The sequence below is a fragment of the Exiguobacterium sp. s39 genome (assembly GCF_018618925.1).
GTDB classification, from domain to species: Bacteria; Bacillota; Bacilli; order Exiguobacteriales; family Exiguobacteriaceae; genus Exiguobacterium_A; species Exiguobacterium_A abrahamii.
The window spans coordinates 307,984-320,485 of the sequence record NZ_JACSNA010000001.1; the positions used below are offsets into that span (position 1 = coordinate 307,984).

Consider the following 12,502-nt stretch of genomic DNA (forward strand, 5'->3'; position numbering starts at 1 on the left):
GTTGAATTCCTTTAATGAAAACATGGTTGAATCGAACGATCGGACGGCAAATCATGTCTGCGTTTTATGTGATTTTTCTGACACTGCTGCTAACGACAGGTGGTGTCTACCTATATACGAAACAACAGGTGGATGAATCACGCCAAGAATTAAAGATGTTAAACGAACATCGGACACGGGCGACGGATTTGTACGAATCATGGCAAAGTATGCAGTACGAGATGCGTGGCTTCGTCTTGCTTGGTGACGAAGAAATGCTGAAGGAAATCGAAGAAAAGAAAAATGGTATCAATCAACAAACGACGTGGTTCGAGCGAAATGCACGTTTTAAAGAAGAACGACAGTATGCAACGGACGCACGGGAACTCTACACGGCGTATACCCAACGCGTCATGCCAAGCCTCGTCAATTATGTCGCGGCGAAAAAAGACGGCAAAGTGACGGAGCCGTTCTTGAAGATGCCGACGCTTGGAAAAGTAACGAAATCAAAACCACTCGATCCACAGCGAAAGTTCAACATCAAGACGAAGAGTGCGGCTGATATGAGTTCAAGTATCGTTGATATGGAGAGCGTTTTTACAAAATATCGTAATTCCTTAAACGATCAAGAGATGGCGGCACAAGAGCGGCTTGGTAAACAAGTCAACTCGTCGCAAATTCTCGGAGCAGTCAATATCGCAATCCTCTTATTGATCACGCTCGTTTTCGTCCGACCATTCGTCCGCCGCTTGACGCGTCAGTTGCGTCAGTTGAACCGGGAAAGTGGACGACTCGCTAAAGGTGAAGATGCGACGCCGATCGTCATCACGAATCGTCAAGATGAGATTGGTGAATTGACGACAACGTTCAACCAGATGGCAGCCGCCATTTCCGGGCAAAAACATCAACTTGTCGCAAGTAACGACGAACTCCAAAGTCAACAAGAAGAATTAATTGCTCAGCAAGAAGAACTGCAATCGCAACAGGAAGAGCTCGAAGAAGCACTCGACATCACGTTACGTAACGAGACCCATTTGCGTTATCGCAATGAGTTGACCGAGACACTCGCGTCTCGCGAAACGTTGACGGCGTATCCGGCGATCATCGAAAAATTGATCACAATTACCGATGCGGAGCTCGGAGCGATCGTCTTCTTAGAGCAAGACCGCTATACGGATCTCGTCTCGTACGGGATGACGGCAGCTCAGGAGCACCAGTTATTACACGCTTCGACGTCATTACTCGAACGCACACGTCAAAACAAGCGTGCTGTTCGCTCGACGAAACAAGTCGCGAGTCATCATCCGCTCCCATATCCGTACACGATGTACGAAATCGTCGTACCGGTGATGGATCCAGCGACGAACACGATGATTGCAAGCATTTATCTCGTCCGTTACCGGGATGCTTTCACGGAAGACCAGACAAATGAAATCTGGTCGTTCTCCCGTCAATTGGCACTCTCCTTGCTCCGGATGCGTGTCTTTGAAGAAGTCGAACGAGAACGGGAAAAGACCTCAAAACTTCTCCATTCGATTCGGGAAGCGGTCATCTATATCGAAGGAGAGACGATTTTTGCCAATAAACCATTGCTCGCTTTATTCCATCATCCGGCGCACGATCAAGTGGCGGAAGAAGGATTGATGACGCTTGACGTCAAAATCGAAGAGTTGGCAGTGCAGGTTGATCAACATGAGGCGTTCTTAACCTACATGGATCATGTCTGCAGTCAGGAAATTCCGACGGAGAGCTTGGCGTTGTCCTTGAACAAGGAAGAGCGATTCGTCACGCTGTATGCAGAGGAAATTCATTACGGTGGTTGTTTCCGCGGTACGATGCTCGTCTTACGTGACGTGACGGCAGAGACAGCAATCGACCGGATGAAATCGGAATTCGTCTCGACCGTCTCGCATGAGTTGCGGACACCGCTTGCCTCGATTTACGGCTACACGGAATTGATGCTCGCGCGCGACGTCCAGGAATCAAAACGTCAACGGTATCTCGAGACGATTCATGCAGAAACCGAACGGTTGACGAATCTCGTCAACGACTTCCTCGATGTCCAGCGCATGGAATCGAGTCAGCAACAATATGACTTCAAACCGCTTGATTTGACGAAAGTCATTCAGGAAACGGTCGAGTTCCATACGGCTTCGGCAAAAGATCACGAGCTAGTCCTTGATTTTGAAGAAACGACGACGGGGCGGATTCATGCTGACGAACAAAAAATGCGCCAGCTGTTCACGAACCTGATCAACAACGCGATCAAGTATTCACCGGATGGTGGTCAAATCACGATTACGATGCGTCAAGTCGAAGACCGGGTTCAGCTAAAGATCGAAGACGAAGGGATTGGCATTCCGCGTCACGCGTTACCACAATTGTTTAGTAAGTTTTACCGAGTCGATAATTCGGATAGTCGAAAAATCGGCGGTACCGGACTTGGTCTTGCGATTTGTCAGGAAATCGTTCGTTCGCACGAAGGAATGATTCATGTCGAATCAACGGAAGGTGTCGGGTCCGCGTTCATCGTCGAACTACCGATCGTACAGTCCGTCGTACCGGTCACGGAACCGGTGGAGGATTGTTAATGTCAAAAACGTTCTTTGATTGAAAAATCAAAGAACGTTTTTTGTTGGTTTCATCTGCAAAACGGGAATTAACTACTATCAAACAGAAAGGAAGTGAGGAGATGCGGCGAAGCAGATGGCCTTGTTAAGTCCGACGATCACTCATGCTTTGGATCCTGATCGAAGCCAGTAGTTCGTTCATTCCAGCTTATGTGATTGAGCGCTTTTACTGGGAAGACCGGGGAATGAGCATTGCCGACGTCGTCATCGCAGAAATCGTCTTTGCTTGGGTCATGTTGATTGGTGAGGTCCCGTTCGGTTTGTTATCCGATCGGTGGGGCAGAAAGCCGTTCATTCTGGCTGGTTTCGTATGTGAGTGGTTATCGTTTACGGTGTTGCTTGAAGCCTACTCATTATCCGCTTTTCTTTTGGCGATGGTCCTTGCCGGCATCGGTGGCGCAGCACTTAGTGGAGCGCTTGAAGCCCACGTCTATGAAACATTGCGAATGCATAGGAGAGAAGAGCGATTCGAGACGGTCTGGCGACTGATTTCAATCGGTGGTTTATTGACATCAGGACTCGCAGCACTTGTCGGGAGTTACGCTGTGCGATCGGTAGACTTGATTTGGCACTATCACGTGTCCTGGTGGGTATTGCTCGGAACAGTACTGCTGACGTTTTTCTTAAAGGAAGCATCGCGAGAACAAGACGGAGAGACGAGTTCATTAAAGACATTTCTAAACGGTTTTTCGTTTCGACGCGTCTACGTCCGAATTCTTTGTCTTGTCTTGTTATACGGGGCGACGATTGATTTCGTCGATGAGTTTTGGCAACTTTATCTACGGGATCAAACGATACCGATGGTCCATTTCGGATTCGTTTTCGTGTTATTTCAAATCATGCAGGCGACCGGTGTGTCCTTATCTCAGTTCCGATCGCCGGTCGGATGGGCGATGATCTATATCGTGTGTCTTGCCGGATTGTCGGTTGCCTCTCCGCTCGTCAGTATCGGGTTACTCGGGACGCTGTACTTGTGCTATGGCTGGGCTGAGCCTTATTTGACCACTATCATCCAAGAAGTTGCGCCGCCAAATGGACGTGCAACGTTTACGTCGCTGATCTCAGTCATTGAACGTTTGGCTGTGCTTGGAACCGGTACACTGTTCGTCTTCGTCGAACGTGTCTTCTCGCTTCAGATGACCTATGCCGCGCTCGGTCTCGTCTCACTTATGTTACTTCTATTGTATAGTGTGACGCGAACGCGTCAGAACTGAATCAAAAAAAGGGGCTGATTCAAAAGTCAGCCTCTAAAAAGATAAGGATGGCAGAATGAGAATCTGCCATCCTTATCTCGTAACAAAAAGAATGACGCGTCACACGCCACTCCTACAGGAACAAGCGCATTTATGCGCTGTCAGAGACGAACAAGACCCGCTTTCCTGCTTCAACCAAGCAGGAAAACTGGCTTGTGTCTCGCCTGAGGAAAGGGCGTGAAAAGACGCGTCATTCTTTTTTTGAGTCAGCCTCTTTTGACTGTCATTTATTACGACACGTGTCGTTGCTCCTGAGAAGAACGTGCCAATACCTGGCGAGCTGGTTGCCACATCAACAAGGAGAGGACTCCTGCGAGCGCATAGACAAGCTCGATCGCAAACACATCGGCAAGCCATCCGAACAGCAGACTACCGAGACAGAAGCAGAGTGCATACACGGTTTGTTGCACGCTATAGACATACGGTAACCGTTCGAGTGGTGTCGTCGTCTGCAACAACGTATTCAGCTCAATCGCCCGGACTTGACTTGCAAACCCTTGGATCAGACAAGCGATCACGGCAAGTGTGACGATTGGAGCGAAAGCAAACAAGAGGGTCGCAGTAATCGAAAAGCCGATACTACGATAAAGCAACGAACGCGTTCCACGACGACGTAACATCATGTAGCTGCCGGCGATCATGCTCAGCAGATAGAAGGCATTTAGAATGCCCCACCAGCGTTCCGATAGCTGGAAATGTGTATCGATGTAGACGAGGAACAGAGCAGAAATCCAAGCCGTACTGACGAACGCATCGATTCCGACGAGATACGTGTTGGCTTTCGCGAAAGAATGCGTTCGCGTGTAGCGAATACTCGACCGGAAGGAGACGTCTTCCCCTTCCATCGAAGGGTCGGGTAGAGAGCGGACGCTTCGATAGAACAGATAGCTGATGAGACTGGCACCTAAAAACAGACCAGCCGAGACGGACAAGACGGAAAGAGGGGATAACCAGCTGACCAGGATGGCGCCGAGCGGCCACATGATGAGCTGAATCACTTGATTCGAACCTTGTACGAGACTGTTAGCGTTCTGGACATCCTGACACAGTCGAGGGATGAAGGCACTTTCGATCGGACGAGCAAATCCGTCGAAGAAAGCGATACACCCAACGAGTGCGAGGATAAGTGGCAGTGGTAAATCAAATCCCCAGATGACGCCTAATAGAATCGTCTTGAGGAGTTGACTGCCGAACAACAAGGAGGCATGGGGAACACGTTGAGCGACTTGGGCGAATAAGAAGCCGCTACCTGTCATGCCTGCTGTGACGAGAACAGGAAACAGGGCAGCGAGACTCGCTTGCCCTGTCGTTTGATAGATCATCGCGATCAGGGAGACGATATAGAGCGCATCTCCCGCATTCGCAATCCATTGACTGACCAATAAAAGCTTAAACCGGTTCATTCTGAATGACCTCCATATCGTACGTATTTAGTTAGGAGTGAGAATTCAGAATGACTTACATTGGACGCCCTCATTTCATGTTTTTTTCTAGTGTAAGAGGAAAAAAATGGATTGTCAATCAGAATCGTGACGGGAGTTCCGGGCAACGAGTGTAAAGGGATCGACCATCGACGTCGCAGCGGCTTCGTCTTGAGCACGAGATGCCGATAGCTTGATTGGTTTTAGTTGCTGGCGGAAGCGGAAAGCCCGTTCGAGTCGACTCATGAATAGATTGCTGAAAAAGACGACTAATGCTAGCCCAATCAGTGGAACAAGGAACATATGATTGAGCCAAGACGTCGCTGAAAACTGGTTATAGTAATAACCGAACATCGAGGACCACTCAAAAATCGTTGGGGCAGTTCCTACATGTAAATTAACCGTTCCAGCGAAGAAAATTTTGAAAAGTGATAAGTGAACGAGTAACATCAACGTTTGGATGAACTGTTGCATAAAAACGATTGTCAACGTTGGAACAAGATGTGGCCAAATGTGGCGTCTGAACCGATGCCACGGACTGCCACCAAGCGTCTGGGCGACAATCATGAACTCTTGACTAAGTAACTGACGGGTCTCAGCAATCAGATAAAGCGATAAAGAGGGGAGACCAAGCAAAATCAAGACGATCAACTCGAACGATACACGGTCGAACAACGATGGGATAGCAGTCGAATCAAAGAACGTAAGTGATGGAAGCAAAATGAGCAACGCGACAAGAGAGAGCGGTAAAACTAAAAATCCATCAAGAATAAGTTTTAAGTATCGATTGACGCGAGCACTTCTAAAAGCTAGCGGAATCGCAATCACTAGCGAAAGAAACATTCGACCGAGCGCAACAATCATACAAATACCGGCTGTCCATTTAAATCCTTCAATCATCAATTGAAAGAGGTCATAGCCAGAGCGGTCTGTACCGAGCCATTGATCACTTGACGGTTTTAGTGGTGATGTCGCAAGGAACGTACCGTCTTCAGCATACCGGTTCGAGATTTGATCGACTTGACCATCACGAAAGATCGTATTTCCAAAACTAAGGAGCAGTAAACCAGTGAGTAAAAATAAACATAGCCAGAAGACAGGATCTCGCATCAAAGTACGACGCATCAAATCCCCCCTTTCCAGGCGTTAGGAATAAGCCATTCTGCCAACAAATCAATGATGAAAATCGGTAGATAGATTAAGAACAAGATGACCATCAAAATCGGCATTTGTCCATTATAAAAGACGAACCGGAACATACCTTGCACTTCGAACGTGTATTCAATGATCACGAGACTCGATAATACCGTAATGATGTTCGCTCGGAAAAACAGATAAAACCGATAGATCATTGTCGGAATCAAATGTTTCCAGAAAAGAGCGGCAGGACGAATGCCTTTAGCCCGTGCGAGTTCAAGGAAAGGAGCAGCTTCCTGTTCGAGTACTTGCGTCGTCAACCATTTGATGAAGAAGAATAGTGTTGTCAACGTTAGCGTAAGAATCGGTAAAAAACGAATGTACTCAGCATAGGATCCCGCAATTTCGATTTTGTCATACCCGGTCGTTTTAAACAGATAGAGGACAAGGAATTGTGAAAGAATGATCCAGAACAGATCCGGAACCATCTCAAGCGTCCGCGTCGTTTGCTTCAGCATCATACGTGTTTTGCGACCACTCCGATAAAACAGATAAGCATAAAAAATCGCACACACAGCGGAGACCAGCATAGCTGTCGTAAAGATGATTAACGTCTCTTTAATGAATGGACTGATGGTAGGAAGCAACAAGAATTCCTTTTGAGCGGTTACGTTGAAATAGGTAATCTCATCAAGTTTCGTTAATTGAGCAAATTGCTGTTTCAGACCTTCCCAGTAGCTTGCTGGGTTGAATTTCATTTGCGCGACAAGCGCCGGAAGGGCGCTGATCGCAATCAAGACAAAAAATGCCACGATAAGCTGAATTGATTTTCGGGCGATAAACACCATGAGGCGAAAAACTCCTTTCTTTGGATCCTCAGCCGATGGCGAGGATCCGGTCATTGCCAATTTGGATCAACTGACTGTTCATATGTTTCCGGCGCAGTACATAGCGTTCGAACTGTTGTGTCGCGATGAACGAATCACGCGTCGAGACCGTCGAAAGGGTCATCAAGACATGTTTTAATTGCGGTTGTCCTTCTTGTAACGAGAGATGTGTCATCCGGTTTGCTACGTCGAGTCGATTCAAGAACAGTTCAATCTTACAGCCCTCCTTGATTAATTCACTGATCAGGAATGCCGCTTGTTCGATGAACGTCTCAAATTGTTGGTGGAGTCCGTAACCGCTCGGGGCAGATAAGTTCAAGGCAATCGTAAACGTATCCTGATTGCTCGTTTCGAATACTTTCGCCTGCAGGCGACCGGTCTTCGCCGTCGCATACCAATCGATTTCTTTTGACGGTTCCGCCGTATAAGGTTTTGCACCAAGCTGAACGAGTTTGTTCTTGAGCGGTGAGTAACGGTCCGGTCGGTCGCCGATCCGTAAACGCTGTAATAGCAACGGCGTCGCTTGCGCCGTCAAGGACGGCAAGACTGTAAACGACGGATACGTATCGAACGTGAAGAGATAAACGCCCATCTTCCACGGCAGACGAATCGTCAAGATGATCTCATCGAATTCGGCTGGTCCACGACGAACCGTCTGAATCGGGATCGTCACTGCGTCTTCAGAGTCAATCACTGCATGAAACGTCGCCGGGTGAAGTGGATCCATCTCCGGAAAGATGACTCCGCCATCCGTGTGCAAACGAAGGGTCGCTTCGAGCCCAAGCTGACTCAAGGATTCGACACCGAAGACTTGTAAATGGAGTGTCGTCTGTTCCTGGTTGAACATCAATGATTCATAGTGCTTCCATTCGATGGCGACGTCCCGTCGTAACTGCTTTTCTGTTCGCCCGACGACGAAATGAATCGTCGCCAAAGCTGCGAACAGAAATCCGAGGACGGAAAGACGCGGAATGAAGAGGAAGATGAACGTCATCGTGACGTACAGTGGAAAAAGTCGGCGTTCAAGCCAAAACGGGACGGAACGTTCAATCTGCATGATTCGTCACCCCATCTCGACCGGAACCGGCACGTCGTCCAGAATATGCGTCAAAACAGCCGCTTTCGTCGTCTTGATTCCACCTTCGAGTGTCAGTGTCAGGCGATGGGATAGGACGTGTTTTGCAAGATATTTGATATCTTCCGGGATGATGAAGTCGCGTTGATTCAAGAAAGCGTAGCTTTGCGAGGCGCGAAGTAATGCAATCGCTCCACGCGGACTGACACCGACTTCAATGAGTTCATGGTTTCGTGTCGCTTGAACGATGTGTAATAGATAATCAAGCACGTCTTGCGATGCATGGACGCGGCGTGCCTCTTCCTGCCAAGAAATCAAGTCGCCACCTGACGCGATGCCGACAGCTGACCGGCGGACATTCGTCAGAATCTCAGACAATAAGCGGCGTTCGTTCTCGAAATCCGGATAACCGACTTCGATCGCGACCATGAACCGGTCGAGTTGTGCGTCTGGTAGCGGGAACGTTCCTGCTGATTCGATCGGATTTTGTGTCGCGATGACGAAGAACGGGGCTGGCATCTGATAGGTCGTTCCACCAATCGAGACTTGACGTTCCTCCATCGCTTCGAGCAAGGCCGATTGTGTCCGCGGAACGGCACGGTTGATCTCATCGATCAAGACGACGTTCGCAAACAATGGACCGCGTTTATTCTCGAACTCCTGCGTCTTTAAGTTGAAGAAGTCCGAACCGATGACGTCTGACGGGAGAAGGTCCGCCGTAAACTGAATCCGCGAGAAGGCACTTTCAAAGCTTTGAGCGAGCGCCTTGGCGAGCATCGTTTTCCCTGTTCCCGGTACGTCTTCTAGTAGAATATGTCCTTCTGCGATGAGTGCTGTCAGACAAAGGTCGATGACGTCCGGTTTACCGAGATAGATGGAATTGAGTTGGTCTTTTAATTGTTGTAGTTTCATAGGAAATCCCTCCAAGGTCAAATGGTTGAGTAGCGTGCTAATTGTTGTTCGAAACGTAGAATCTCATCGTTCGTGACGATTGTTTCCGACATATCACCGTAGCGAATATTCCGATACAACTGAAAATCGACAGAGACCTCAATCCGACGTAACCAGTCTTCAAGCGTTTCGTTCGGACGACGTTGCTGACTGCGTGGTAAATGTTGCTCAAAACGAATGACAAGATCACGGACACGTGAAGACGAATACGATGCATACAGGTAAGGCGATTTTCTTAAAGAAGTAGGATGAAAGATCGATTGAGCGAATGGAACGTCATCCGTTACGTCTCCTGTAGGAATGCGCCGTTTTTTCACGCGGCGCGACTGAACGAGTTTCCAGACCATGAAACTAAACAAGCTGATTAAAATGATGTATTGCAGATAAGAAAGGGGGGAGTCAGAGTTAGATACATCCGCTTTAAAAGATTTCCAGAGCTCTTTTGGACCAGGTCGTGGATCGATCGGTTCAAAAGGCATTTTGCCTTTTTTGTTAGAATGTAAATGACCTTCTTTAAAAGTAATTTCACCGTTTGCTTCACTTTGTGAGATCGAAGGCTTCTTAAAAGGATCCGGCATGATGTAATGTGTATAAACGTACGTCGTGACGGTTTGAAACAAGAACAGACCAATCAGAATGACACCAAGCGACATGATAAAGCGTTGCCGTAACACAAGCGATCCTCCTTCCTGTTTTTAAGGAAAAAATATCCATATGTACTTAGGAAGATTTTAGCATACACGCTTAACAAATAAAAACAATTTTCTGAAAATAAAGACAAGGTGAGACGATTCATTTTCAAGTGGTGAGGGTATGATGGAATCAGTGGTTCTTGAAAGAGAAAGGGTGTTTTGTATGAAATTGATTATTTTTGGAGCGACGGGTCAAACGGGGCAAGAACTGGTCAAGCAAGCGATTGATCACGGGCATGAGGTCACAGCATTTGTCCGCAGTCCGGAAAAACTGACACTACGTGACGAACGGTTACACGTCGTTAAAGGCGACGTGCTCGATCAAGAAGCGGTGACGACTGCTGTTGCCGGGCAAGAGGCTGTCCTGACGGCTCTTGGCACAGAGAGTCTTGCATATAGCGGCTTTTTAGAACGGAGTCTCGTCCGGATCGTGACAGCGATGAAAAAACAGGGGGTAGACCGGATCGGTTATGTTGCGTCTGCCGGTGTTGATGATGAATTACCGGGTGTACAAGGGATGCTCGCTCAGCGGATTCTGAAAAATCCACTGAAGGATCACCGCCAAGCGATCGCGCTTTTGCAACAAGCAGATTTGAACTATACGGTAGCTCGACCACTCCGTTTACTGAACGGTCCGTTGACGGGACTTTATCGTCAAGCAGATACAGGTGTACCGGAAGATGCGAAACAGATCAATCGCGCAGATGTGGCGCATTTCCTCTTACAGGCAATCGAGACAGAAGATCATATCAAATCGAGTGTCGGTTTAGCAGAATGAAGAAAAAAAGACTCTCCCACATACGGAAGAGTCTTTTTTGATTGCTTATTGTTGACGATAGACGGAGACCGAACCACCGTTAACGAAGAATTGACCGTAGCCATCTTGATTGATCGTGACCGACTTCGTGTTGTTACCAGTGATATCCGTCCAGACTTCTCCTTTGTTCTGAAGCCCGACGTACATCCACTTGCTACCGCCAGGACCATCTGACAGAATCGTCGCAAGACCTGATTTTGCACGGTCTGAGACACCTTCACGTGTCCAACCGATGATGTCTTGGTTATCGAGGTAATCGTTTTGTTTCCCGAACGCGAAGTCCTTCCGTGCTTTGAGTAACGGATCAATCTTCGAAGCGAGTGCTGGAATTTCGCGATTCGACGTACCCTTTGTACCATAGTAGTCACCATAGAAGACCGACGGATAGCCTTGTTCACGTGTCAGAATCATCGCGTAAGCAAGCGGTTTGAACCATGACTGAACCGTTGATTCAAGCGATTGTCCAGGCTGCGAATCATGGTTCTCTACGAGTGTGACGGCTTGGACTGGATTGCTCTTGACGAGAGTACCGTCAAAGATCGTCCGCATGTCATAGTACCCGCCGCCTTTACTTGCCTGTTCGAACTTATAATGAAGCGGTGCATCAAAGACGGATTGTTGATAATTCGTCCGACTTAAGTAGTTTTGCAACGTGCCGAGATCGTTCTGCCAGTACTCTGCGACTGTAAACAATGGTTTGCCCGTCGTCTGACGAACGTTCGCGAGCCAGTCCGCTAAGTAACCGTGTTTGATATGCTTGACGGCATCGAGACGGAACCCATCAAGACCAAGTTCGTTGACGTACCATTTGCCCCAGTTCTTCATTTCTTGCTGGACTTCTGGATGATCGAAGTCGAGATCCGCATACATCAAGTAATCGTAGTTGCCATTTTCACCTGAGACATCCGTATCCCACGCTTTACCGGTACCGCGGAACTTGTAGATGGCGCTTTTTGAACGCGATTGATCCCAGTCCGTGCCGTCGAAGTGGTACCATTTCCACTTGAAGTTCGAGTAGAGGTTATTTCGCGCTGCAAAATTGAAGCCCGTCCATGCCTGGATTTGATAATCGCCAGAGACTTCCTGATTACGGTTACCCGGATTGACTTCGACTGCCGTGACGGCTTCCGTGAAATCAGCGCCACCTTTATGGTTCATGACGACATCGCCATAGACATCGATTCCGGCGGTATGCAATTGTCCAATCGCCGTTTTTAATTGCGCCTTTGTGCCGTATTTCGTACGGACCGTTCCTTTTTGGTTGAACTCACCTAAATCGTACAAATCATAGGCGCCGTACCCGACATCATTTTGCGAGGTACCTTTGTAAGCAGGGGGAATCCAGACCGATGTGATCCCGAGCTGATCGAGCTTTGTTGCGTCACTCCCGAGACGGTTCCAGTGGTTACCGTCATTTGGCACATACCATTCGAAATACTGCATCATCGTTCCGTTGTCTGCTGTTGCGCCGACTGCAATCGGTTGCGCAAGTGGCGCTAAAAAAGCAGCAGATGCGACGGTTGCTAAAATCCATCTTTTTTGTTTCACGTAAAGACCTCCTTATGATTTGTGAAAGCGCTTGCATTATTTATTATAGGGAAGCTTCAGACAGGAGGAATATCGTCCCGGATTCTTATTTGTAAGTCTCTTTTGTTCGTGA

Annotated in this window: 10 protein-coding genes; 3 read left to right on the plus strand and 7 right to left on the minus strand. The window is 48.0% G+C overall.

Going from position 1 to position 12,502, the window contains the following annotated elements:
* Nucleotides 1-14: 14 nt before the first annotated feature.
* Nucleotides 15-2,570 (plus strand): ATP-binding protein, encoded by a 2,556-nt coding sequence (locus KNQ11_RS01590; RefSeq protein WP_214769133.1) that lies wholly within the window; start codon nt 15-17, stop codon nt 2,568-2,570.
* Nucleotides 2,571-2,713: 143 nt separating this feature from the next.
* Nucleotides 2,714-3,823, plus strand: a complete 1,110-nt coding sequence (locus KNQ11_RS01595; RefSeq protein WP_214769136.1) for an MFS transporter — start codon at nt 2,714-2,716, stop codon at nt 3,821-3,823.
* 269 nt (nt 3,824-4,092) lie between these two features.
* On the opposite strand, the gene KNQ11_RS01600 is transcribed toward KNQ11_RS01595, so the two are convergent.
* From KNQ11_RS01600 to KNQ11_RS01625, 6 genes are all read right to left on the minus strand, one after another.
* A complete protein-coding gene (locus KNQ11_RS01600) occupies nt 4,093-5,265 on the minus strand; it encodes an MFS transporter (protein ID WP_214769139.1) in 1,173 nt (390 codons plus the stop codon).
* Between the two features lie 114 nt (nt 5,266-5,379).
* Nucleotides 5,380-6,408, minus strand: a complete 1,029-nt coding sequence (locus KNQ11_RS01605; protein ID WP_214769142.1) for an ABC transporter permease subunit — start codon at nt 6,406-6,408, stop codon at nt 5,380-5,382.
* The gene (locus KNQ11_RS01610; RefSeq protein WP_023467647.1) at nt 6,408-7,268 is read right to left on the minus strand and encodes an ABC transporter permease subunit; all 861 of its coding nucleotides are present in this window, start codon (nt 7,266-7,268) and stop codon (nt 6,408-6,410) included. Before KNQ11_RS01610 ends, KNQ11_RS01605 begins: the two co-directional genes overlap by 1 nt.
* A 28-nt stretch (nt 7,269-7,296) precedes the next feature.
* Nucleotides 7,297-8,364 (minus strand): DUF58 domain-containing protein, encoded by a 1,068-nt coding sequence (locus tag KNQ11_RS01615; protein WP_214769145.1) that lies wholly within the window; start codon nt 8,362-8,364, stop codon nt 7,297-7,299.
* A gap of 6 nt (nt 8,365-8,370) precedes the next feature.
* Nucleotides 8,371-9,294: an AAA family ATPase gene (locus KNQ11_RS01620; RefSeq protein ID WP_029341157.1), complete on the minus strand. Its 924-nt coding sequence runs from the start codon at nt 9,292-9,294 to the stop codon at nt 8,371-8,373.
* Between the two features lie 17 nt (nt 9,295-9,311).
* The gene (locus tag KNQ11_RS01625) at nt 9,312-10,007 is read right to left on the minus strand and encodes a hypothetical protein (protein WP_214769148.1); all 696 of its coding nucleotides are present in this window, start codon (nt 10,005-10,007) and stop codon (nt 9,312-9,314) included.
* A 181-nt stretch (nt 10,008-10,188) separates the two neighbouring features.
* On the opposite strand from KNQ11_RS01625, the gene KNQ11_RS01630 reads away from it, so the two are divergent.
* Entirely contained in the window at nt 10,189-10,803 is a 615-nt protein-coding gene (locus KNQ11_RS01630) for an NAD(P)-dependent oxidoreductase (protein ID WP_149427003.1), read from the plus strand.
* Between the two features lie 45 nt (nt 10,804-10,848).
* Here KNQ11_RS01630 and amyS read toward each other — a convergent pair whose 3' ends face one another.
* Nucleotides 10,849-12,390 (minus strand): alpha-amylase, encoded by a 1,542-nt coding sequence (amyS, locus tag KNQ11_RS01635; protein ID WP_214769151.1) that lies wholly within the window; start codon nt 12,388-12,390, stop codon nt 10,849-10,851.
* Nucleotides 12,391-12,502: the final 112 nt, after the last annotated feature.